This window comes from Pantoea sp. GL120224-02 (assembly GCF_900215395.1).
Taxonomy (GTDB): Bacteria; Pseudomonadota; Gammaproteobacteria; order Enterobacterales; family Enterobacteriaceae; genus Pantoea; species Pantoea communis.
In genome coordinates this window covers 107,843-130,573 of record NZ_OBEC01000013.1, presented here as the reverse complement: position 1 = coordinate 130,573, position 22,731 = coordinate 107,843, and the positions used below count along the sequence as shown (strand labels likewise).

Below are 22,731 nucleotides of genomic sequence, written 5' to 3'. Positions count from 1 at the left end.
CAACGATGACGGACACTTTACTTACCCCCAACGCCGCCAGCGTTGCCGGTCCCGCGCCGGTACTCGCGATACAGGATCTTAGCGTCTCGTTTCGCGGCCGCAGCGGCGTAAATCAGGCACTGAAAGGCATCAGTTTTGCCATTTATCCCGGTGAAGTCGTCGCCGTTGTCGGTGAAAGCGGCTCGGGCAAATCGGTCACTTCGCTGGCGGTGATGGGCCTGCTGGCCGCTTCAGGCCGTATCGATCGCGGCAGCATGCAGTTCCGCGATCGTCAGGGTAAAGCCCACACGCTGGAAACGCTGGATGAAACCCAACGCCGCACCTTGCGCGGGCGCGAAATGGCGATGATTTTTCAGGAGCCGATGACCTCGCTCAACCCGGTACTGCGGGTGGGCGATCAGTTGACGGAAGCACTGCGTGACCATCAGATGTGCGACAAAGCCGCTGCGGATGCGCGTGCGCGGGCACTGCTGCGCCAGGTGCGCATCGCCGATGTCGATCGCGTGATGAAAAGCTACCCGCACTCGCTGTCAGGCGGCATGCGCCAGCGCGTGATGATTGCGCAGGCGCTGGCGTGCGATCCACAGCTGCTGATTGCCGATGAACCCACTACCGCGCTGGACGTCACCGTGCAGGCGCGCATTCTGCACATCCTGCGCGACCTGCAACGCGAGAAGCAGATGGCAGTGCTGTTTATCACCCATGACATGGGCGTGGTGGCGGAAATTGCCGACCGCGTGGTGGTGATGCTGCGCGGCGAAGTCGTGGAACAGGGGACGGTCGCGGACATCTTCAACGCGCCACAGCATCCTTACACCAAAGCGCTGCTTGCTGCCGTGCCGAAACTGGGTGACATGCGCGAGCAACGCTGGCCGCAGCGCTTCCCACTGTTGGGTGCCACTCAGCCCGCCGATAGCGGTGAGCAGCGCACCGCCCGTTATGACGAAACGCCATTGCTGGATGTGCGCGGTTTAAAAGTCTATTACCCGATTCGCAGTGGCATCTTTTCCGCCTTGACCCATCAGGTGCATGCGGTGGAGCAGATCGACTTCAGCCTGTGGCCGGGTGAAACCCTGGCGATTGTGGGTGAGAGCGGCTGCGGCAAATCCACTACCGGCCGCGCGCTGATGCGCCTGATCAAGAGTCAGGCTGACAGCATTCATTTCCAGGGCAATGAAATCGCTAATCTGAAAGAGGCGGAGTTTCAACCGCTGCGCCGCGAAATCCAGATGGTATTTCAGGATCCCTACGCCTCTTTAAACCCGCGTCTGACCGTGGGCTTCACCATTGCCGAGCCGCTGCTGCTGCACGGTCTGGTGAAATCGCTGGAAGAAGCCACGCCGCAGGTTGAAGCCTTGCTGAAAAGCGTTGGTCTGTTGCCCGAACATGCCACGCGTTATCCCCATGAGTTTTCCGGCGGCCAGCGCCAGCGTGTTGCGATTGCCCGCGCCATGGCCTTGAAACCGAAAGTCATCATCGCCGATGAGGCCGTCTCGGCACTGGATGTCTCGATCCAGGCGCAGGTGGTGAACCTGATGATGGACCTGCAAAAGCAGACTGGTGTCGCGTGGATTTTCATCTCGCATGACATGGCGGTGGTGGAGCGTATCGCTAACCGCGTGGCGGTGATGTATCTCGGCCAGATTGTCGAGCTTGGCCCGCGTCAGTCGGTGTTCAACCAACCGCAACATCCGTATACCCAACGTCTGCTGGCCTCGGTGCCGGTGGCCGATCCACAGAACCGTCAGACCCGTACTTTCGAAGATAGCGAAATTCCTTCGCCGCTGCGCAAGTTGGGCGAAACGGTCACCAAACCCCGTTATCGCCAGGTTGCCCCGCAACACTGGGTCGCTGACGACATTGCATCGCGCTAACGCTCAATACCAGGAGATTTCATGAAAACCCTTTTTCGCCGTTCGTCACTGGCTTTTGGCTTGACCCTCGCGCTGGCTGCCGCCGCGCAGGCGCAGGATCTGCGTATTTCGATGTATGCCGATATCACCGGTCTCGATCCACACGATACCTCGGATAACGTCAGCTATTCGGTGCAGAGCGGTATCTTTGAACGCCTGTTCCAGTTCGATGCGCAGATGAAACTGCAACCCTGGCTGGCGACCGGTTATACCAATAATGACAACGCCACCGAATTTACCCTGACGCTGCGCAAAGGTGTCACTTTCCAGGACGGTACGCCGTTTGATGCTGAAGCGGTCAAGGCCAACCTCGATCGCCTCGCCGATCAGACCAAAGGCCTGAAGCGCAACAGCCTGTATAAGATGATTGCCAACGTCACGGTGCTGGCGCCGGATCAGGTGAAAATTGACCTCAACCAATCCTTTGGTGCTTTCATCAACACCCTGGCACACCCGTCAGCGGTGATGTGGAGCCCGGCGATCCTCAAACAGTACCCGGAAGAAGCACAGCTGCGCCTGCATCCGGTCGGCACCGGTCCGTTCAAGTTTGTTGACTGGCAGCCGGGCAAGGCCGTTTCGCTGGTGAAGTATGATGGCTACTGGCAGAAAGGCTGGCCGAAGGTGGATAAAGTGACCTTCTCGCCAAGTCCGGAAGATGCCACCCGCGTTGCCGCACTGAAATCAGGACAGGTGGATGCGATCTGGCCGCTGCCGTCGGATCTGATCGCGACTGTGCAGAGCGACAGCAAATTAGCGATCCAGCGCGATCCGAGTATTTATCTCTACTACATGGCGATCAACACTCAGCACAAACCATTGGCGGATGTGCGCGTGCGTCAGGCGATCAACTACGCCATCGACCGCAATCTGTGGCTGAAAGTGGCGTTTGCTGGCATGGGCAAACCCGCTACGTCCGCGATGCCGGAAGGGGTGCAGTTCTATCAGAAACAGAGCGAACCAAATTATCACTACGCCCCGGATGAAGCCAAAGCCTTGCTTAAAGCCGCCGGCTATCCGAACGGTCTGGATCTGAAACTGTGGACCACCAATACCACCGCCAGTGTGCGCGCGGCGCAGGTGCTGAAAGCCCAGCTGGCAACGGTGGGCATTCGCGCCACGGTGACGCCAATGGATTCCGGTACCCGTAACGCCAAGCTGTGGGGCGTTAAGGATCCTAAAGCAGCCGAATTCGACCTCTATTACGGCGGCTGGTCAACCTCGACCGGTGATGCGGACTGGGCGCTGCGCCCGCTGTATGCCACCGAATCCTGGGTACCGACCTCGTATAACGTTTCGTACTTCAGCAATCCGGATGTGGATAAAGCCATTGCTGGTGGGTTAGCCACCGCCGATCCGGCTAAGCGCGGTGAAGCCTATGCGGAAGCCCAGAAAATGCTGTGGAAAGATGCGCCCGTCGCCTTCCTCGGCACGCCAGATAACCTGGTGGGCAAGCGCAGCAACCTGACCGGCGTATCGATGCTGGCAGATGGCAACTTCCTCTACACCCAGGCGGCATTTAAGTAAGGCAGGGCGTTAATCCCTCACCCTAACCCTCTCCTGCAAACGGGAGAGGGCGTCCCCAATTTAAAGGAAGCGCATGTTCGCATACATCATTCGTCGGCTGCTGGAGATGATCCCTGTCCTGCTGGTGGTCTCGCTGCTGGTGTTCGGCTTTATTAAGCTGCTACCCGGCGATCCGGCGCGCATTTACGCCGGTCCAGACGCGCCGATTGAAGCGGTCGAAGCCGCGCGCCAGCATCTTGGACTTAACGATCCGCTGCCGCAGCAATACGTTAACTGGATCGGTGGGCTGCTACGTGGCGATCTCGGCGTCACTTACCGCACGCAACAGCCGGTGCTGCAAGTGATCAAACAAGGCTTTATGCCAACCCTGTGGCTGGCGCTGGCGGGCTTTGCCTGGTCGGTAATCCTCGGCCTGTTTCTCGGTGTACTGGCCGCACTGAAACGCGGTAAATGGCAGGACTGGACATTGATGAGCGTCGCCGTCGGCGGCATCTCAATGCCCACTTTTTGGTTGGGTCTGTTGCTGATCCAGTTCGTTGCCATGCCCTTTGGCCTGTTCTCGGTGAGCGGGTTCAACAAGGCCAGCGACATTATCCTGCCTGCTATCACTTTGGGTTCCTCGGTGGCCGCCGTGATGGCGCGCTTCACTCGTTCCGCCTTCCTCGAAGTGGCGCAGGAAGATTATGTGCGCACCGCCAAAGCCAAAGGGCTGCGCAATCGGCTGGTGACGTGGAAGCACGTAATGCGTAATGCCCTGATCCCGGTGATCACCATGCTCGGCTTGCAGTTCGGTTTTCTGCTCGGCGGATCGATCGTGGTGGAGAGCGTCTTCAACTGGCCCGGTTTGGGCTGGCTGTTGATCGAGTCGATCAAAGCACAAGATCAGCCGGTGATTCAGGCGCTGGTGATGCTGTTCGTGTTTGAATTTATTGTGATTAACCTGCTGGTGGATCTGCTGTATGCCGTGGTCAATCCAGCCATTCGCCTGCGACAGGAGTCGTGATGAGTACAGAATCTCTCTCTGCCGCAACACCACAAACCATCCGCTCGCCGTGGCGCGATTTCCTGCACGCCTTTGTGCGTAATCCGCTGGCGCTGGTCTCCGGCGGCTTTGTACTGCTGCTGGTGATTGTGGCGATCTTCGCGCCCTGGCTGGCACCATGGGACCCGATGGCACCGGACTGGATGGCCTTATCATCACCGCCCTCAGCGGCACACTGGATGGGTACTGATGATCTGGGACGCGACCTGCTGAGTCGCATCATCTTTGGCGCACGCATCTCGCTTTACGTCGGCGTGCTGTCGGTGACGCTGGGCATGGTGGTGGGCGTGCTGCTCGGCTTGCTGGCGGGCTATTATGGTCGCTGGATTGACATGCTGATCATGCGCGGTTCCGACGTGCTGTTTGCCTTTCCCGGTATGCTGCTGGCGATTGCGGTGGTGGCGATTCTCGGTCCGGGACTGAATAACGTGATTATCGCCGTGGCGGTGTTCAGCGTGCCGGTCTTTGCCCGCATCGTGCGCGCCTCGACGCTGTCGCTCAAACAGGCTGCGTATGTCGAAGCGGTGCGCTGCGCCGGTGCGCCCGATCGCGTAATCCTGCTGCGCCACATTCTGCCCGGCACGCTCTCCAATGTGATTGTCTATTTCACCATGCGTATCGGCACCAGTATTCTAACGGCAGCGGGCCTCAGCTTTATTGGCCTGGGCCCGGAACCGGATGTGCCGGAGTGGGGAAATATCCTGGCGATGAGCCGCAGCATGATGATGGGCGGTTTATGGCACGTCAGCGTGTTCCCCGGCCTGGCAATTTTCATTACTGTGCTGGCGTTTAACCTGCTGGGTGATGCGCTGCGCGATACGCTCGATCCCAAACTGAAGAGCTAAACATGGATTTTCAACAACTGCAGCGTGATCTACTGCTGCAACGCTGGCGCACTGAACGCCAGCTCGGGCAACCACGCAGTGCTTGCGGCGCCACCAACCGCATCAGCGATGTGCCCGGCGTGCGCGTCGGCCATCACACGCTGGCAGACGGTGAGAGACAAACCGGTGTGACGGCGATTGTGCCGCCAGGCGATAACCTGTTTCTCAAGCCGTTACCCTGCGGCGCGGCGGTCTTTAATGGCTTTGCCAAGCCGGTCGGGTTGGTGCAAATCGAAGAGTTGGGCGTGCTGCAAACGCCGATCTTGCTCAGCAACACGCTGGCAGTCGGCACGCTGTTTACCACACTGGTGCGTGACGCCATCAGCCGTAACCCGGAGTTGGGTCGCAGTTTGCCTACCGTCAATCCGCTGGCGCTGGAGTGCAACGACGGCTGGCTGAATGACATTCAGGCGCTGGCCGTTACCGAAGCCATGGTGCAGGACGCGCTCGATTCGGCGCAGGCCGATTTCGCCCGTGGCAGCGTCGGTGCCGGACGTGGCATGAGCTGCTTCAGCTTGAAAGGCGGGATTGGCAGCGCATCGCGCTTAATTCCGTCACTGAGTGCCACGTTGGGCGTGCTGGTGCTGGCTAACTTTGGGGCACTGAATGCGTTCACGCTGGATGGTGTGCGCATGGGTGACATGATTGGACCGCTGATGCCAGAATTGGCACCGCAGCGCGATGCCGGCTCCATCATCATCATTATGGCCACCGATGCGCCGCTGGATGCGCGCCAGCTTAAGCGTATCGCTAAACGCGCCGGTGCCGGATTAGGCCGTTTAGGCAGTTATTGGGGACATGGTTCAGGCGATATTGCCGTGGCCTTCTCCACGCAAACGCAGCCAAACCCGCCGGAAGATGCGGCACTGGAACCGCTGCTTGCCGCCGCCGCTGATGCCACTGAACACGCGGTGCTGGATGCGCTATTAAGTGCCGAAGCGGTCACTGGTTTTCGCGGCCATCATCGTCCGTCACTGACGCAGGTGCTGGATGAATTGGCCAAACCGTAGGGCCGCCATTTATGGCGCCTCTTTCAGCAGCGCCTGTGTTCAGTTTGAATGCCGCCTCTGACGTTAAGTTAACCGTAATGTCGCCATTTTTGGCGCCTCTTACAGCAGCGCCTGTGGTCAGCCTGAAAGCGGCCTTTGACGCACTGTTCCCCGTAGTGTCGCCATTTATGGCGACCGTGTTCCAACCCGCATGGAATTTGCCTGACTTATGAAAATATTCATCTCTGCTGACATTGAAGGTATCGCGGGCGTGATGCGTCCGGAACAGTGCTCACCCGGCCATGCGGAACACCAGCTGGCACGCGGGCTGATGGAACAGGAAGTGAATGCCGCCATCGACGGTGCTTTCGCTGGCGGAGCCACCGAAGTGGTGGTGGCCGACAGCCATGCGCAAATGACCAACCTGCGCGCGGAAAACATCGATCCGCGTGCGCGCATGGTGCAAGGCAAGCCGCGTGGCTTGTCGATGGTGGAGGGCATTGAGCAGCAGCGCTTCGATGGCCTGTTCTTTATCGGCTATCACAGCGCGGCGGGCGAGCCCGGCGTGCTGGCGCACACCATCAACGGCCGTGCGTTTTGGCGCATCCATATCAACGGTAAAGTGATGGGTGAAAGCGATATCTACGCTGCCGACGCCGCCGAACAGGGTACACCGCTGTGGCTGGTGAGCGGGGACGATCAACTACAAGGCTGGATCGCCGAACACTATCCGTCAGTGGATTACGTCTGTGTGAAACGCGCGATTTCCCACACCTGCGCGGAGTCCATTAGCCCGCAAGCCGCACAAAACGCCATTCGTGCCGCCGCTACTGCGGCGGTACAGCTTGCGCGCCAGGTCAGTACCACGCGTTTGACCGCACCTTATGAGATGCAGTTACAAGCCAGCAAACCGGTGCTCGCGGATTTGTTCAGTCTGATTCCCGGTGTAACGCGCATTGATGCGGTGACCGTGGGTTATCGCGCCGAGCAGATGGGCACATTGATCAGCCTGCTGAGTGCATTCTCCTATCTGGCGAGTACGCAGTCGTAATGTTGGTGCGCACCCTACAGATGCGCGTAGGGTTGCCAGGACTGCGTACCTGACGGATGCTCGCAGGGTTGCCATGGATGGCAATCAATAGATTAGCAATCACGTATCAACGCTTAGGCACATTATTGGCAGGTCGTACCGCATTTCCTGCTGGCTTTTGGTAACCTGCGCGCAATTTATATATAACAACGAGGCAGTCATGCAGCTCTGCAGTTTTTATCTTATTGACCAGGAAAGAAAAAGTTACGGAATCGTGCGGGAAGAGGGCGTGATTGACGTCGGTTCACGCCTCGGCGCGGCATGCCCGGACCTGAAATCTTTGTTACAACGCGGCGCGGTCAACGACCTGGAAGCCTTTCGTTCTCAACCAGTAGATCACCCATTCAGCGCCATTCGTTTCCTTCCGGTAGTGGAAAATCCTGGGAAAGTGTTCTGTGTCGGCATGAACTACGCGGACAAGCGTAAAGAGTTTGCCGAGACTATCGAAGCGCCGACGCTATTCGTCCGTTTCGCGGATTCCCTGGCGGGGCATGAGCAGCCGCTGTTAAAACCGGCCACCACCCAGGAATTTGATTACGAAGGTGAACTGGCGGTGATTATCGGTAAGCCTGCCTATCAGGTTAAAGCGGCCGATGCGCTGCAACACGTTGCGGGTTACAGCTGCTTTATGGATGCCACCGTACGTGACATGCAGTTCACCTGGTTTACCGCCGGAAAAAACTGGCAGCAGACTGGCGGTTTTGGTCCGTGGATGACCACCTCAGATGAGATCCCCGATCCGCAGCAGTTGGCGATCAAAACCTGGCTGAATCAGCGTGAAGTGCAGAACGACACCACCGCCAGCATGGTGCATCCGGTGGCGAAAATCATCGAATACATTTCGGCATTCAGCCCGCTGTCAGCAGGCGATGTGATCATCACCGGTTCACCAGGCGGCGTCGGTAAAAAACGCACGCCACCGCTGTTTATGTTCCCCGGCGATGTGATTGAAGTCGAGATCGAAAAAATTGGTCGTCTGCGCCACACAGTGGTTTAAAGAAAAAAGGCTGCCATTTATAAAAATGGCAGCTTTGACTGATGTGTGTTGAATTGACCAGACGACGACCGCTTAGCGCGTATATCTCACCACGCGGCTGCGATTCAACAGCAGCCGCACTTTGTCACCTTCACGCGCGATCACAAAACGTTTCTCCCAGGGGCCATCCTGCGCGGTGGCGAGCACGCGATCGCCGCCCAGCGATTGCAAACTGGCATGAATCGCTGCCGGACCGATGCCCATAATCAGGCGATCGCCCTCAATCACCATTTCACTGCGCCAGGTATGTGCAAACCAGCGGCCTTGCAGATGCTCAAGGCTGGCGCTGTCCGCCTCTACCGACACAAAACGGCGCGGCGCATGACCAATCTCACCGACAATCGCTTTACCATCATGGCGTAGCTTGATCGGGAAAGTGCTGGAAAGCGACACCGCATCTCCGTGCGGATCGGCGCGCCACAGCGTTTCACCGGCACCCAGCCAGGTCGCGGTCACACCCTGAATCTCCAGCCAGTCGGCGGCGTTTTCTGCCACGTATAAGCCCGGCGTCAAATCATGCCCTTTCTCCGGCAGCGAGCGATCCAGCAGCGCCGCCATCACCCGCAGTGCACTTTCTGAGGTCGCCACATCTTCACGGTTGGCAACAATCGCTACGCCCAGCTTCAGCTCCGGATGCAGCAGGAAATAGCTTTTATAACCCGCATGCGAACCGCCGTGACCGAACAGCGTCTGGCTGCCCAGCGTGGAACTGGTGATACCCAGCCCGTAGCCGCTGGTACGGCCGTCATTGAGATAGCGTGGCGCGCTCAGGCGTTGCAGCACGCCCGCGCCGGGTCCGCTGTCCGCCAGCAGACTTTGCAGCCAGCGCGTCAGATGATTGACGCTGCCGGTTACACTGCCCGAGGCGGAAAGATGCAATCCAGCGCTGGAGAGCTGCCACTGCGCGCCGTTTTGCCAGTAACCCGGCACCAGTCCCGGCACGATATCGAACCAGGTTTCCGGCGCGACCAAACTGATATCCAGCGGCTCGCAGATATATTGCTGCAGCAGATCGTTGAACAGCACACCTTTGGCTTTCAGCGCCTCTTCCACCAGGCGGTAGCCGGTGTTGGTGTATGAAATCTCGCTGCCCGGCGGATAACTGAGATCGCCTTCCTGTGCGACAAAATCCAGCAGATCAGCAGCGCTGGTGGCGTTGTACACCGACAAGCCGAGCAGCGACAGGGTTTCACGCACGTCGGGCAAGCCGCTGCTCATGTCCAGCGCCTGGCCGACGGTGATCTGGCCGTTGGCGCCTGTAAGCTGCGGCAGATGTTGTACCAGCTTATCGCTGAGCTGCAGATAACGGCACCCCGGTCCGGTGACCAGTGCGGCAAACAGATGCTTAGTAATCGAGGCAAAACGCACCACGCTGTCGGCGCTGAAGGGGGTCTGTTGCGCCAGATCGGCCAGACCGGCGCAGTGTGTCGAGTGAATATGATGGGCATCAAACAGGACTATCGCACCACCCGGTGCGCCGGGCTGCTGCCAGCCTTGTGTTGTCTGCTGCGCCACCTTGGCGGCCTGCTGCCAGCCTTGTGTTATCTGCTGCGCCACCTTGGCGGCCTGCTGCCAGTTCGCGGTCATACTGGTTCCTCCAGCGTCATGCTGAGAGCGAAAAGTGGTGCGATATCAGCAGACTGTTGCCCGTTCGCGGTCATGCCGGTTCCTCCAGCGTCATGCTGAGATCAAACAGTTGAGCGGTATGCGGATGCTGGATGCGCCGCGCGCGTAAATCCTCCGCGCTCAGCTGCTCCACCATCTCACCGTGCTGCATCACCCCAATGCGCTGGCACAGATGGGTCACCACCGCGAGGTTATGCGTCACCATAATGTAGGTGAGTTTGCGCTCAGTGCGTAGATCGCTGAGTAAATTCAGGATTTCCGCCTGCACCGACACATCCAGCGCCGACGTGGGCTCATCCAGCAGCAGCACTTCCGGCTCGGCAATCAACGCGCGGGCAATCGCCACGCGCTGACGCTGACCACCGGAAAGCTGATGCGGATAGCGGAAACGCACAGCGGCCGGTAAGCCGACCTCGCTCAGCGCCTGGCTGATGCGCTGTTCCGCGCGATCAAGCTGATGCACCAGCAACGGCTCATGCAGGATGCGGTCGATGGTTTGACGCGGATGCAGCGAACCAAACGGATCCTGAAACACCATCTGCACCTGGCGATAGAACGCGCGGCTGCGTTTGGCGCCCAGTTCCATGCCGCCAAATTTCATGCTGCCTTGCCAATCGGCATTGAGTCCGGCGAGGGCGCGCAGAATGGTGGATTTGCCCGAACCACTTTCGCCGACCATGCCAAAGCTTTCGCCGTTGGCGACCGCGAAGCTGACGCCTTTCACTACCTGATGCGCACCAAAGGCGATGCGCAGGTTATCAATTTCAATCATGAAGCCGCCTGTAAATTCTGTGCGTTCGTTGAACGGTACGCATCCATACGCATCCTGCGGGCGTAAAGCGGGCATGGGGGTATAACCGTGTTGATGGGCATTGCGCTATTCCCGCCACGCCGCATCGCGCTGTAATACCGGTAAGCGCTCGCGCGGATGTTTTAACGACGGCAAACAGGCCAGTAAGCCGCGCGTATACGGATGCTGAGCCTGCTGTAACTGCCCGGCGTCCAGCAATTCGACAATGCGCCCGGCGTACATCACCGCCACGCGATCGCAAAAGTGCGACACCAAAGGCAGATCGTGGCTGATCAGGATCAACCCCATGCCGCGCGCGGAAACCAGATCGTCAATCAGCTTGAGGATCTCTGCCTGTACCGTGGCATCCAGCGCGCTGGTGGGCTCATCGGCGATCAGCAGTTCCGGATCCGGTGCCAGCATCATGGCAATCATCACGCGCTGGCCCATCCCGCCGGAAACCTCATGCGGATAGCGCTTCGCCACCGCGGCAGCATCACGAATTTTCACCTGCTCCAGCAGATCAATCGCTGCCAGCATTGCCGCTTTACGGCTGCCGCCTTTGTGCTCGCGCCAAGCTTCTGCGATCTGCTGGCCAATGGTCATCACTGGATTGAGTGAATATTTTGGGTCCTGCAGGATGAAGCCCACGCGTTTGCCGCGAATCTGACGCAGCACTTTTTCACTGGCGCCGCGCAGATCGATACCGTCAAAACGCAATACGTCGGCGGTCACCTCCGCATTGCCCGGAAGTAATTGCATCAAACAGCGTGCGGTCAGCGACTTGCCCGATCCGCTCTCGCCAACAATGGCAAACTTCTCGCGGCCCACGCTAAAACTGACGCCGCGTACCGCTTCAAAGATCTCTGTGCGACTGCGGAAGGCAATGCGCAGGTTTTCAATTTCCACCAGCATTTAGCGCTCCTTAGGATCCAGCACGTCGCGCAGACCGTCGCCGAGAAAGTTAAATGCCAGTGAGGTCAGGAAAATGGCGATACACGGCATCAGCGGCACCCACCATTCGCTGAACAGGAAGCGGCGCGCGGTGGCAATCATGGTGCCCCATTCAGGTGAAGGCGGTTGCGCGCCCATCCCCAGGAAGCCAAGGCTGGCGGCGGTGATGATGATGGAACTCATATCCAGCGTGACGCGCACAATCAGGCTCGGCACGCACAGCGGCATGATGTGGCGCAGGATGATGCGCAGCGGTGACGCGCCAGTAAGTCGGCTGGCGGCGATAAAATCGCTGTGGCGGAACTGCATGGTTTCGGCACGCGCCAGACGCGCGTACGGCGGCCAGGCGGTTAAGGCAATTGCCAGAATCGCGCTCTCCACGCCGGGTTTCAGCGCGGCCACAAACGCCAGCGCCAGAATCAAACGCGGGAAGGCGAGGAAGATGTCGGTGATACGCATCAGCGTCTTATCCACAATGCCACCGGCATAGCCCGCGATACAGCCAATCAGCAGGCCGAGCGGGGCGGTGAGCAGCACCACGGCGATCACCATGCCAAGCGTGGTGCGTCCGCCATAGATAATGCGCGTCCAGACATCGCGGCCGAGTTCATCAGTGCCGAGCCAGTGTGCGACAGAAGGAGCCGCCAGACGGTTTTCCAGATGCTGTGCGCCTGGATCAAACGGCGTCAGCCACGGGGCAAATAGCGCCAGCAACAGCATGACGGCGATAACTGCTAATCCGGCCATCGCCAGCGGGTTGCTGCGCAGGCTGAGCCACAAGCGATAGCGTCGGCCCCACACCGCCTGACGGCGATTGGCTGGCGTATCGTCCAGCAGCCAGTCACGAGAGAAGAAGATCATTTTACGCGTGGGTCCCAAAGTCGATAGAGAAGGTCAGCCAGCAGATTGAGCAGCACATACACGGTGCCGACCAGCAGCGTGGCGCCGACCACCGGGTTCATGTCGGCGTTCATCAGCGAGGTGGTGAGATACTGGCCGAGGCCGGGCCAGGAGAAGACGTTTTCGGTGACGACCGCGCCCTCCAGCAATCCGGCGTAGGTCAGCGCCAGCACCGTCACCAGTTGCACCGCCACGGTCGGAAAGGCATGCCGCCAGATCACCCGGCGCGATGACAGCCCTTTCGCACGCGCAGTGATCACAAATTCACCGCTCAAGGCATTGAGCATAAAGGTGCGCGTCATACGTGTGATGTAGGCCATGCTGAAGTAGGCAAGGATCAAGACCGGCTGCGCCATGTGTGCCAGCGCATCCCAGAAGGCATCCGTTTCACCGGCGAGCAATGAGTCGATGGTAAGAAAGCCGGTGACCTGCGGCACCATATCCTGCCAGATGATGTCCTGCCGTCCTGGACCCGGCGCAATGCCGAGCACGGCGTAGAACACCAGCAGGCTCAGCAGCGCCAGCACAAACACCGGTAGTGAGTGTCCAGCGAGGCACACCACGCGAATGGTCTGATCGACCCAGGTGCTTTGGCGCACGGCGGCCCAGACACCCAGCGGAATACCGACCAGCGCGGCGATAATAATCGCGGCAGTCGCCAGTTCCATGGTCGCCGGGAAGAAGCGCGCAATATCGGTGGTCACCGGGTTTGAGGTGAGAACCGATTTCCCGAGATCGCCGTGCAGCAGTTGATTGAGGTAGTGGCCGAACTGAATGTAGAGGGGCTGATCCAGCCCCATTTCCAGGCGCACGCGATCCACCACGGACTGCGGTGCGTTATCGCCCACCGCCGCCAGCACCGGATCGGTAGGCATCACCCGGCCGATAAAGAAGGTCAGTACAGAAAGACCAAACAGCGTCAGCACCAGGCTTCCCAGGGTGCTGACGATTTTTTTCAGTAAAGGCATCAGGCTTTTTTCACCTGATCGTATGGCCACTGCTCCAGTACCGTCATGTGCACATCTGAGATGTTTTTGCCGCACGCGACATTTTTGGTCTTCTGCATCATGTAGATGAACGGACTTTTCTCGCGGCCCAGCTGCTGAATCTGCTGATAGAGGGCAATACGCTTCGCCGGATCCGGCTCGTGCAGTGCCTGCTCAGTCAGTTTGTTGAACTCTTCATCTGACCAGCTGCAGCGCCATGCCAGCGTGCGGCTGCGGGCATTTTCGCTGTTGTCGGTATTCACACAGAAGGCTTCAGTGTTGGAGTTTGGATCGAAATAGTCCGCGCCCCACACGGTCAGCGCCAGCTGATGCTGACGCGCACGCATCTTGGTCAACACCTGACGGTTTTCGGCGGCAATCAATGACACTTTGATGCCAATCGCGCCCAACTGAGTCTGGATCGCCTGAGCGATATCGGGATACGGCTGCATTGAGTAGTGGTCGAGGGTGATCTCAAATCCATCGGGATAACCCGCTTCTGCCAGCAGCGATTTGGCTTTCGCCACGTCTTTATGGAACGGGGTGTCGTCCAGCGCTGCCGGGAAGCCGCTCGGCAGGAAGCTTTGATGGGTAATAAAGCTCATCGACAGAATGTTCTTCTGGATGCTGTCGTAATCCAGCGCCCACTTCAGGGCTTGCCACACCTGCGGCTTTTTCAGGTATTCATTATTGGTGTTGCATGACATCAGCATGATGGCTGACAGCGACTGATTCACCAGCGACACGTTGCTGTCGTTCTTCACCTGCAACAACTGCTCGGTGGTGAGATCGTAGGCCGCATCCACGTCGCCTTTCTTCACCATCAGCGCCTGAGCGGCCGGGTCGGTGATGTGCTTCAGGATTACGCGCTTAATTTTGCTCTTGTCGGCATACAGCGGGCTCAGTTCCAGGATCACCGTTTCACTGGCTTTCCAGGTGCGCAGGGTGAAGGCACCCGAACCGGCGCTGTGCTGTTTCAGCCATGCATTACCGAAATCGTTGTTCTGCTGATTGGCTTCACAGGCCTTCTTCGACACGATGCTGCCAACGGTGGCGGAGAGGCAATACAGCAGGAAGGTTTCCGCTGCGGGTGCACCGAGTTTCATCTCCACGGTATGCGCACCTTTCGCCGTGACCATCTGCGTCACATTGTCTTTAGTGAAGCCAAACTGGTTAATGATAAAGGCCGGGCTTTTATCCAGCTTGACGATACGTTCAATCGAATAGGCGACATCTTCTGCGGTGAGCGCTGTGCCATCGGCGAATTTCGCTGCCGGGTCGAGGTGGAAGGTATAGGTGCTGTTATCGCTGCTGACATCCCAGCTTTTTGCTAGCTGGCCGATCACCTTGTCGGCTTTCTGCGGGTCCGGCGTGACCAGGCGCTGGTACATATTGCCGCAGATCTGGCCGCCGGTGGCTTCAAAGCTTTCATGGGGATCGAGGCTGGTGATGTTGTCCAGCTGCATCGCCATCACGAACATACTCGGTGGCGTATCAGCGAAGGCGGTGTTGAGACTCAGATAGGAAAAAGCAGGGACGGCGGCGCATCCTGCGAGAAAACGTCTTCTGGTTACCATGACAACTCCAAGTTATTGATTATTAAAATTAAATTTAGTTATTTTGCTGTTTTTTGTCTTGACTTTCCCGCTGTGCGAGAGGATTAATAATGGGATTAAGTCATTTGTTTCATGCGTGAAGCCTTGCCTCTTTTTGGTGCAATTTGCCCCGCCAGCAGGCAGAACTTGCGCTTTCTCCCGAATATGGAACCGACACAACATGTCTGACATCTTCAACATTCCGGTCTTTGACGGTCATAACGATGTGCTCAATAAACTCTGGCAACACCATCAACCCAACGCGGTGCAGGCCTTCCTGCAGGGCACTGGACGCGGTCAGATGGATCTTCCACGTATCCGTCAAGGAAATATGGTAGGTGGGATATTTGCCACCTGGGTGCCGTCTCACCCTCTGATTGCAAGAAGTGCGCCAGACCTCTCAGATTTTCCTCAGGAAATTATTGGCGCTGCGCGTGATGCCACTTTTTCGATGCTGGCGTTGCTGCTGCGCATCGAACAGGCCTCAGAGGGGCAAGTGAAAATTTGCCGCAGCGTGCGCGATATTCGCGACTGCATGGCCAGGGGCGTGCTGGCGGTGGTGATGCACGTGGAAGGGGCGGAAGCGCTGGATACCAACGGCGAGCTACTGGATATCCTGTATGCCAGCGGTCTTCGTACGCTGGGGCCACTGTGGAGTCGCCCGAATCAATTTGGTGAGGGCGTGCCGTTCCTGTATCCGTCATCGCCGGATGTCGGCAACGGCTTAACGGCGGCGGGCAAGCAACTGGTGCGCGACTGTAATCAACGCCGGATCATGGTTGACCTGTCGCACATGGATGAGAAGGGCTTCTGGCATACCGCAGAGATCAGCGATGCGCCGCTGGTGGCCAGCCACTCCAATGCCCATGTCATCAGTGCGCAGTCGCGCAACCTTACCGATCGCCAGCTGGCGGCCATTAAAGAAACCCACGGCTTTGTCGGCGTGAACTTCGCCGTGCCGTTCCTGCGTGAAGATGGCGATCGTCATGCGCCGACCACCGTGGATGCCATCGTGCAGCATGTGGAATACCTGCTGGAAAAAGTCGGTGAAGATGGCGTCGGCTTTGGCTCGGATCTGGATGGTGCCACCATGCCAGGCGACATGAAAGATGTGGCCGGTTTCCCACTGGTGGTGAACGCGCTGGCGGCGCGTGGTTATTCGCGCGAACTGTTGGAAAAAATTTGCCACGGCAACTGGCTGCGCGTGCTTGAAGCGACCTGGGGCGAGTAATTATGCGATTGCGACACATTGAGGTTTTTCAGGCGATAGTGCAGACCGGCAGCATCAGTGCGGCGGCGCGATTGCTCAATGTGTCGCAGCCAAATGTCAGCCGCGTCTTAACGCACGCCGAGCAGCAGTTGGGATTTGCCCTGTTTGAACGGCGTGCGCAGGGGATGGTGGTCACCGCAGAAGGTCGGCGTTTACTGCCCGAAGTGGAAGATCTCTACCAGCGTTTACACTCCATCACCCAACTTACCGAGCAGTTGCGGCGCGGCGAGGGGCAAACGGTGCGTGTGGGAGCTGCACACGCTTTTGGTCAGATGGTATTAGCGCCCGCACTGGTCAACTGGCGACAGCAGGCTGCGTCGGTGAGTGTGGAGTTAGTGACCGAGCACTTCAGCACGCTGTGCCAGATGATCATGGATAACCAGCTCGATTTCGCGCTGGTGTTTGGTCAGCAGGTCGATGCCGATCTGCTGGCGGAACCGCTGTTTCAATCGTCGATGGTGGCGCTACTGCCGCAGCATCACACTCATAACGAACCCGCCACGCTGGAGTGGTTGTGTGCCAACAACCTGTTGATGATGCAGAACCAAGACCCACTTGGGCGCGTGCTGCATCGCGCTTTGCGTGACAAAGGGCTGGACCCGGCGGTGTCGTTGTCGATCAAAACCTATTCGGTGATTGCTGATATGGTGCTGGCAGGCGGCGGTGTGGGCGTGGTGGATCTGTTTACCGCCTGCCGCTATGCCGACCAGCTAAAACTGCTGCCGGTGGCACAACCGCTGCCGTTTGAAGTGATGCTGATCAGCCGCCGCGACCAGCCACAATCGCAATCGACCTTGCAGTTGAAACAGGTGATTCGCAATAAGCTGTGGGAGATCGCGCGGCAGTGTGAAACGCGGTTTTTTACGCTTTAACGACTTGCGCAATAAATTACGCCGCTACCAAAGTTGTGCACTTTGTCGTAGCGGCGCGATTTATCGCGCTATTGACGACTTACACCCCATCCGTAATCGGTTTACGCACCAGCAGCAGATAAGCCAGCGCACCCACCACGGTGACGCCTGCACAAATCATCAGCGCGAGGCTGAATGACTTGGTGGTATCCAGCACCCAACCGGTGATCACCGGCGCAAACGAGGCAAACACAAAGCTGGCGAAGTTCTGGATGCTGCCCACCGATGCCGTCATACGTGCGGTAACGTTAGCGTGAATCAAGCCCCAGCAAGATGTCCCGGCAAAGTGAATGCAGAACAGCGCCATGCCAATCAGCGTCACTGCACTGGCGGTGTCTGTTGCACGGGTGACGAAAGTGGTGAAGGCTGCAGACAGCAGCATGCCGCTGACAATCGATACCTTACGCACTTTCACTGCATCCATTCCACGACGCACCAGCGCATCTACCACATAGCCGTTCAGCAACATGCCCGCTGCGCCAAACAGGAATGGAATCGCCGCCAGCAACCCGGTGCTTTTCAGATCCAGATGATAGGTCGATTGCAGATAACCCGGCAGCCAGGCAATGTAGAGCCACGCGGTATAGTTGATGCCGCTGAAGCCAATCATCATGCCCCACATGGTGCGCTGCTTGAACAAACCGCGCCACTCGGCAAAGCTCAGCGGCTCTTTGCGTGATGCCACGCTGCCCGCTTGCAGATAGTGAATCTCTTCACCGCTCAATTTGCTGTTGTCGCGGTTGCGGTACATCACATACCAGCCAATGGCGAGGAACATACCCAGCACACCGATGGTCACGAACATGCCGCGCCAGCCCATCACCAACATCATGGCGGCCAAAATCGGTGGCGCAATCGACAGGCCAATCATCGACGCGGCGTTAAACATCCCCATCGGCATGCCGCGATCTTTGATGTTGAACCAGTCGTTGATCACCTTAACGCCGCACGGGTTCATCGGCGCTTCACCAATTCCCAATCCGATACGCACCAGCACAAACTGCGTGAAGTTATGCACCAGACCGGCAGCGGCCTGGAACAGTGACCAGACAAACATGCCGAGCGCCAGCATGATGCGTGGACCTTTGCGATCCAGCAGCGCACCACAAGGCAACTGTGCCAGGCCGTAGGCCAGCGAGAACGCCGACAGCAGCACACCAATTTCGGTGGCGGATAAACCCAGTTCTCCACGAATGGTCATATTGGCCACTGACAGCGAGCTACGATCGAGATAGTTGATGATGGCCGCAAACAGCAGTAACAACATGGCGGTAACCTGAATCTTCTTAATGCGCGGTGAGCGCACCACATCGCCGCGTGCCGGGACAAAGTCTTGTCCATCGACGGCGGATGTTGGCGCGGCGTCACGGCCACGTGCAGATGTATTTTCCATTGCAACCTCCCAGGTATGGGGTCTTATCGTTATTGAGGGTTGGGGTCCTGCGGCAGCGAAACGGTGCTGCCACAACAGATTGCTTTGGAGACTAGAAGTAAACCGGTTGGGGTGTTGCGAGGATGTTTCAGATTCGTGCGGGCGCTTCAGAATTGTGGTTTTTAATCGGTTTTTAATTGTACTGGCGAATGCAGCGGATCATCGATGACTTCGCCGTACCAAGATGGTTATGTAACGCGCACAGGGCTTCAACATCCCGGCGGCTAATTAGCGCAGTCAGAATCGCCATATGTTCCTCCAGTGCCACGATGTTACGCTGTTTTAAATCTGTTTCATCCCATTGATAATGTGAATGAAAAATCACCGAGATGATCTCCAGTGACTGATTGAAGAACGGATTATTAGCCGCTGACAGAATCAGCGTATGCATCTCTTTATCCAGCGCGGCAAAGTGGCGATAGTTACTGGCGATGGTGTCGCGCATGGCACGGTGGCGATCCAGCAGGTCGCGCGCCTGAATCCAGCGCTCATCACTGGAGGGGAGGTTGAGAAAGCGGGTAAGTGCATGTGTTTCCAGCATTTCACGCAGTTCGAACAGGTTTTCAGCGTAGAGTTGATCAAACTTTTTCATGCGCCAGTGACCCCGCTTTACCGGTTCCAGCAGGTCGTAACGCATAAACCGCAGCAGGAACTCGCGCACCACTACCGGACTGGCCTTGACCTGTTGTGCCAGTTGCAACTCACTAAAACTGTCGCCGGGCATCAGCTGTCGCTGGTTAATCAGATTAAAAAACGCCTGTTCAAACAGACGCGCTTGTTGATCGATCGGCGGCGTTAATGCGCTAAAACCATCCTCTTCGCTGGGATCGCGCACGATAACGTAAGTTTCTTCAACTTTATCCAGTACGCCGCGCTCATGCAGATGCTGCAGGGTATGGCGCACGGTGGTGCGGCTGATATTGAACATTTCCGCCAGCGCGGCTTGCGGTGGCAGCGGAGAGCGGATGTGGCGTTTAGCGATGCCTTCCAGCATTTGATTGATCACGTTCTGGCGTAAATTCAGGCTTCGGCTCATGCGCTTCTCCGGTTTTTTATTTATTAAAAACCACACAAAGCCCAAAAAAAGGGCGCTGCCTCACACTTCAGCATGTGCAAACGGCGCGGGTGGCTGATTTTCGCCAAAACTGCGACATCAGCACAGGAGAAGCCCATGACAACAATGAAAACCCTGGTGGTTGCCGAGCCGCGCAATATGGTGTGGCAGCAGCGTAAGAAACCGACTCCGGCCGACCAGGAGGTTGTGATTAAACCGATTGCCGCCGGGATTTGCGGCACCGATATTCATGCCTGGGCGGGCAATCAGCCGTTCTTTAGCTATCCACGCGTTCTGGGCCATGAGCTGTGTGGCGAAGTGGTGGAGCTGGGCTGTCGGGTAACGGATTTCAAAGTAGGGCAGCGCGTGGCGCTGATTCCCTATGTTTCCTGCCAGCAGTGCGATGCCTGTCTGAGTGGTAAAACTAACTGCTGCGAGAATATTTCGGTAATTGGCGTACATCAGGATGGTGGCTTCTGCGAGTTCCTCAGCGTACCCGCCAGCAACCTGTTAGCTGTTGATGATGTGGCGCCGGAAGCGGCGGCACTGATCGAGCCTTTTGCGATCAGTGCGCATGCGGTACGTCGTGCGGCGGTGGCAGCGGATGAGCAGGTGCTGGTGGTCGGTGCCGGACCGATTGGTTTAGGTGTAGCCGCGATTGCGGCGGCCGCGGGCGCGCAGGTAGTGGTGGCCGATACCAGCGAACCGCGACGTGCGCATGTCGCAGAAAAGCTGGGGCTCGCGACCCTCAACCCGATGGCAGAAGATTTCGAAATCACGCTACGTGCAGAGTTTGGTGGGCGTCTGGCTGCGAAGGTGATTGATGCGACCGGCAACCCGGCGGCGATGAACGGTGCGGTGAAGCTGATTCGTCATGGCGGCACCATTGTGTTTGTCGGCCTGCACAAAGGTGATTTGGTGATTCCAGACATTGAGTTCCACAAACGTGAAACAACGTTGATGGGCAGTCGCAATGCCACGCACGAAGATTTCGCAAAAGTCGGCGAATTGATGGCGAGTGGGCAGCTACGTGCCGATATCATGCTGAATCGTCATTATGACTTTTCTACTTTGGCGGAGACCTTTGAGTCAGAGGTGATCAACAATCGTGAGTTGATTAAGGGCGTGATTCATTTCGCGAGGTAGTCGGTGCGCATTGCTGCGCGCGAATGCGGGCCTGAGCGCCTATGCTGCTGCCGGGCCGTACTCGCGCCGCTGACGCGGTGCCTTCGGCTTCCACGTCGTGCCTGCGGACCGTTCGGGTTAAGGGGTTCAGTTCAGGTAAGGCCGTCCTGGCCAACCCGAACTGCCAGTCGCCTCCCTGCGCCTGGCTCCTGGCCCAACGTAAAAGCCTCAGCGCTGCGGATAGCCCTTGCAGCAGCAGAGGCGCTCTGGCCTCAGCCATCGTGCCGTTTTTAACAGCATGCACTGTAGCTGAAGAGCGTGCTGGGGCTGTTCAGGGTAAGAGGCGCGCTCTGGCCTCAACCATTGTGTCCTTTTAACAGACTGCGTGATCACCCGGCGCTTAACTGGCAAGCATTACGCCATTAATAGCGACCACCCATCTCATGCCCGCAGTGCGGCAAAAAAGTGTTCCCGCACTGCTTCGGCATCCACGCCGAGGCACAAGCGCTGTGTGCGTAATCCGGCAAACGGATCTTCACGTGAGGCGAGGGCGCTGAGACGTCGCACTGTCTGTCCACGGCTGATGCCTTCCGTCACCACACGCACCGGTGCTTCGGTCACGGTAAACGCCTGCGGCAGGGCCAGCCAGGAGAGCGTCAACGTGTCATGCAGCGCCATGCCATCAAACCCTTCCTTTTGCAGACTGTACGCCAGATACGGACGGCATATCGCGCTGAGTACAGGCTGATTTAACTGCCGCACTTCATCGCCCGTAATCAGCACCTTGTGCGTCACATCCAGCGGTAATACCACCACCGGCAGCGCCGAGGCCAGCACCTGATCGGCGGCATGCGGATCTTTCCAGATATTGAATTCGGCAAACGGCGAGACGTTGCCGGAATGGCCGTCGGTGCCAAATGCGCCGCCCATGATCACCAATTCTTTCACCAGCGGAATGATATCCGGCGCCTGATTGATGGCGCTGGCGATATTGGTCAGCGGCCCAATCGCCACGATGGTGATGGCATGGGGCTGTGCGCGCACGCTATCAATAATAAACTGCACCGCGCTGGGTGCTGCTTCACTGTGTGAGTTCTCGAATGCATCCCCTAATCCATCCAGGCCGTGCAGCGTGGCGGGCGCAGAAGGGGCTAATGCTAACGGACGGGAGCAACCGCGATAGACTGGTGCCTCGATCTCCATCTTCTCGCAGAACAGCCGGGCATTTTTCACCGCTTGCCCGACCGCCACATTGCCAAAAACCGTGGTAATCCCCAGCAACCGCTGCGTCCGCGCCGCATACGCCAGCGCAAAGGCATCATCCACGCCAATATCAGTATCAAAAATCAGGGTACGCATCGGGATCTCCTCTCTTATGTTGTTCTCCACGTTAAAACATAATCGTGTGCAAAGGTAAGCCAATCGTTGACCGATATTGTCACCCCCGCGACGCCAGCGTATTATCATGCCGCTAAGGTGATGGCGTGCCACCTTCCCCAACCGCCGTTCTGGAAACAGACGGCTGATGACGCCTGACAACACTCGTATCCCTGCGCGGGAGACGGCGGTGTGTCAGGTGTTTTTCTGTCCTGCCGCGGCCCTGCGCGTAA

19 protein-coding genes and 1 riboswitch are annotated in these 22,731 nt (G+C 57.9%); of the genes, 10 read left to right on the top strand and 9 right to left on the bottom strand.

The window, feature by feature from the left end; genetic code table 11:
* Window positions 1-5: 5 nt before the first annotated feature.
* The 7 genes from CRO33_RS20930 (at window position 6) to CRO33_RS20895 (ending at window position 8,439) form a co-directional block, all read left to right on the top strand.
* Window positions 6-1,874, top strand: coding sequence for an ABC transporter ATP-binding protein (locus CRO33_RS20930; RefSeq protein WP_097119449.1), 1,869 nt, complete (start codon window positions 6-8; stop codon window positions 1,872-1,874).
* Window positions 1,875-1,895: 21 nt separating this feature from the next.
* Entirely contained in the window at window positions 1,896-3,437 is a 1,542-nt protein-coding gene (locus CRO33_RS20925) for a glutathione ABC transporter substrate-binding protein (RefSeq protein WP_097119448.1), read from the top strand.
* Window positions 3,438-3,510: 73 nt separating this feature from the next.
* On the top strand, window positions 3,511-4,440 hold the full coding sequence (locus CRO33_RS20920; protein WP_045814153.1) for an ABC transporter permease: 930 nt from the start codon (window positions 3,511-3,513) through the stop codon (window positions 4,438-4,440).
* Window positions 4,440-5,324, top strand: a complete 885-nt coding sequence (locus CRO33_RS20915; RefSeq protein WP_097119447.1) for an ABC transporter permease subunit — start codon at window positions 4,440-4,442, stop codon at window positions 5,322-5,324. The genes CRO33_RS20920 and CRO33_RS20915 overlap by 1 nt, the downstream gene beginning before the upstream one ends.
* Before the next feature lie 2 nt (window positions 5,325-5,326).
* The gene (locus CRO33_RS20910) at window positions 5,327-6,373 is read left to right on the top strand and encodes a DmpA family aminopeptidase (protein ID WP_097119446.1); all 1,047 of its coding nucleotides are present in this window, start codon (window positions 5,327-5,329) and stop codon (window positions 6,371-6,373) included.
* Between the two features lie 208 nt (window positions 6,374-6,581).
* On the top strand, window positions 6,582-7,403 hold the full coding sequence (locus tag CRO33_RS20900) for a M55 family metallopeptidase (RefSeq protein ID WP_097119444.1): 822 nt from the start codon (window positions 6,582-6,584) through the stop codon (window positions 7,401-7,403).
* 199 nt (window positions 7,404-7,602) lie between these two features.
* Entirely contained in the window at window positions 7,603-8,439 is an 837-nt protein-coding gene (locus CRO33_RS20895; RefSeq protein ID WP_097119443.1) for a fumarylacetoacetate hydrolase family protein, read from the top strand.
* A 72-nt stretch (window positions 8,440-8,511) separates the two neighbouring features.
* Here the strand turns inward: CRO33_RS20895 and CRO33_RS20890 are convergent, their stop codons facing one another.
* From CRO33_RS20890 to CRO33_RS20865, 6 genes are all read right to left on the bottom strand, one after another.
* Entirely contained in the window at window positions 8,512-10,023 is a 1,512-nt protein-coding gene (locus tag CRO33_RS20890) for a serine hydrolase domain-containing protein (RefSeq protein WP_097119472.1), read from the bottom strand.
* Window positions 10,024-10,135: 112 nt separating this feature from the next.
* Window positions 10,136-10,876 carry an ABC transporter ATP-binding protein gene (locus CRO33_RS20885; protein ID WP_097119471.1) on the bottom strand — a complete coding sequence of 247 codons (741 nt, stop codon included), beginning with the start codon at window positions 10,874-10,876 and terminating at the stop codon, window positions 10,136-10,138.
* A 105-nt stretch (window positions 10,877-10,981) separates the two neighbouring features.
* Window positions 10,982-11,809 carry an ABC transporter ATP-binding protein gene (locus CRO33_RS20880; protein WP_097119442.1) on the bottom strand — a complete coding sequence of 276 codons (828 nt, stop codon included), beginning with the start codon at window positions 11,807-11,809 and terminating at the stop codon, window positions 10,982-10,984.
* A complete protein-coding gene (locus CRO33_RS20875) occupies window positions 11,810-12,709 on the bottom strand; it encodes an ABC transporter permease (RefSeq protein WP_058960683.1) in 900 nt (299 codons plus the stop codon).
* A complete protein-coding gene (locus CRO33_RS20870) occupies window positions 12,706-13,716 on the bottom strand; it encodes an ABC transporter permease (RefSeq protein ID WP_034819940.1) in 1,011 nt (336 codons plus the stop codon). Before CRO33_RS20870 ends, CRO33_RS20875 begins: the two co-directional genes overlap by 4 nt.
* Window positions 13,716-15,311 carry an ABC transporter substrate-binding protein gene (locus tag CRO33_RS20865; RefSeq protein WP_097119441.1) on the bottom strand — a complete coding sequence of 532 codons (1,596 nt, stop codon included), beginning with the start codon at window positions 15,309-15,311 and terminating at the stop codon, window positions 13,716-13,718. The genes CRO33_RS20870 and CRO33_RS20865 overlap by 1 nt, the downstream gene beginning before the upstream one ends.
* Window positions 15,312-15,510: 199 nt before the next feature.
* Here CRO33_RS20865 and CRO33_RS20855 point away from each other — a divergent pair, with 199 nt between their 5' ends.
* Both CRO33_RS20855 and CRO33_RS20850 read left to right on the top strand, forming a co-directional pair.
* Window positions 15,511-16,560 (top strand): dipeptidase, encoded by a 1,050-nt coding sequence (locus CRO33_RS20855; RefSeq protein WP_097119439.1) that lies wholly within the window; start codon window positions 15,511-15,513, stop codon window positions 16,558-16,560.
* A gap of 2 nt (window positions 16,561-16,562) precedes the next feature.
* Window positions 16,563-17,471, top strand: a complete 909-nt coding sequence (locus CRO33_RS20850) for a LysR family transcriptional regulator (protein WP_097119438.1) — start codon at window positions 16,563-16,565, stop codon at window positions 17,469-17,471.
* Between the two features lie 79 nt (window positions 17,472-17,550).
* On the opposite strand, the gene CRO33_RS20845 is transcribed toward CRO33_RS20850, so the two are convergent.
* A complete protein-coding gene (locus CRO33_RS20845; RefSeq protein ID WP_097119437.1) occupies window positions 17,551-18,903 on the bottom strand; it encodes an MFS transporter in 1,353 nt (450 codons plus the stop codon).
* A gap of 172 nt (window positions 18,904-19,075) precedes the next feature.
* Window positions 19,076-19,978, bottom strand: a complete 903-nt coding sequence (locus CRO33_RS20840; RefSeq protein ID WP_097119436.1) for a GntR family transcriptional regulator — start codon at window positions 19,976-19,978, stop codon at window positions 19,076-19,078.
* A gap of 135 nt (window positions 19,979-20,113) precedes the next feature.
* On the opposite strand from CRO33_RS20840, the gene CRO33_RS20835 reads away from it, so the two are divergent.
* A complete protein-coding gene (locus CRO33_RS20835) occupies window positions 20,114-21,142 on the top strand; it encodes a zinc-binding alcohol dehydrogenase family protein (RefSeq protein ID WP_097119435.1) in 1,029 nt (342 codons plus the stop codon).
* 420 nt (window positions 21,143-21,562) lie between these two features.
* On the opposite strand, the gene CRO33_RS20830 is transcribed toward CRO33_RS20835, so the two are convergent.
* The gene (locus CRO33_RS20830; RefSeq protein WP_097119434.1) at window positions 21,563-22,480 is read right to left on the bottom strand and encodes a nucleoside hydrolase; all 918 of its coding nucleotides are present in this window, start codon (window positions 22,478-22,480) and stop codon (window positions 21,563-21,565) included.
* Window positions 22,481-22,587: 107 nt separating this feature from the next.
* Window positions 22,588-22,663: riboswitch (Fluoride riboswitch) on the top strand.
* Window positions 22,664-22,731 lie beyond the last annotated feature (68 nt).

Excerpts from the sequence above, each read along its gene's own strand:
- CRO33_RS20930 (WP_097119449.1), top strand. The coding sequence starts at position 6 with ATGACGGACACTTTACTTACCCCCAACGCCGCCAGCGTTGCCGGTCCC.
- CRO33_RS20925 (WP_097119448.1), top strand. The coding sequence starts at position 1,896 with ATGAAAACCCTTTTTCGCCGTTCGTCACTGGCTTTTGGCTTGACCCTC.
- CRO33_RS20920 (WP_045814153.1), top strand. The coding sequence starts at position 3,511 with ATGTTCGCATACATCATTCGTCGGCTGCTGGAGATGATCCCTGTCCTG.
- CRO33_RS20915 (WP_097119447.1), top strand. The coding sequence starts at position 4,440 with ATGAGTACAGAATCTCTCTCTGCCGCAACACCACAAACCATCCGCTCG.
- CRO33_RS20910 (WP_097119446.1), top strand. The coding sequence starts at position 5,327 with ATGGATTTTCAACAACTGCAGCGTGATCTACTGCTGCAACGCTGGCGC.
- CRO33_RS20900 (WP_097119444.1), top strand. The coding sequence starts at position 6,582 with ATGAAAATATTCATCTCTGCTGACATTGAAGGTATCGCGGGCGTGATG.
- CRO33_RS20895 (WP_097119443.1), top strand. The coding sequence starts at position 7,603 with ATGCAGCTCTGCAGTTTTTATCTTATTGACCAGGAAAGAAAAAGTTAC.
- CRO33_RS20885 (WP_097119471.1), bottom strand. The coding sequence starts at position 10,876 with ATGATTGAAATTGATAACCTGCGCATCGCCTTTGGTGCGCATCAGGTA.
- CRO33_RS20880 (WP_097119442.1), bottom strand. The coding sequence starts at position 11,809 with ATGCTGGTGGAAATTGAAAACCTGCGCATTGCCTTCCGCAGTCGCACA.
- CRO33_RS20875 (WP_058960683.1), bottom strand. The coding sequence starts at position 12,709 with ATGATCTTCTTCTCTCGTGACTGGCTGCTGGACGATACGCCAGCCAAT.
- CRO33_RS20870 (WP_034819940.1), bottom strand. The coding sequence starts at position 13,716 with ATGCCTTTACTGAAAAAAATCGTCAGCACCCTGGGAAGCCTGGTGCTG.
- CRO33_RS20865 (WP_097119441.1), bottom strand. The coding sequence starts at position 15,311 with ATGGTAACCAGAAGACGTTTTCTCGCAGGATGCGCCGCCGTCCCTGCT.
- CRO33_RS20855 (WP_097119439.1), top strand. The coding sequence starts at position 15,511 with ATGTCTGACATCTTCAACATTCCGGTCTTTGACGGTCATAACGATGTG.
- CRO33_RS20850 (WP_097119438.1), top strand. The coding sequence starts at position 16,563 with ATGCGATTGCGACACATTGAGGTTTTTCAGGCGATAGTGCAGACCGGC.
- CRO33_RS20845 (WP_097119437.1), bottom strand. The coding sequence starts at position 18,903 with ATGGAAAATACATCTGCACGTGGCCGTGACGCCGCGCCAACATCCGCC.
- CRO33_RS20840 (WP_097119436.1), bottom strand. The coding sequence starts at position 19,978 with ATGAGCCGAAGCCTGAATTTACGCCAGAACGTGATCAATCAAATGCTG.
- CRO33_RS20835 (WP_097119435.1), top strand. The coding sequence starts at position 20,114 with ATGACAACAATGAAAACCCTGGTGGTTGCCGAGCCGCGCAATATGGTG.
- CRO33_RS20830 (WP_097119434.1), bottom strand. The coding sequence starts at position 22,480 with ATGCGTACCCTGATTTTTGATACTGATATTGGCGTGGATGATGCCTTT.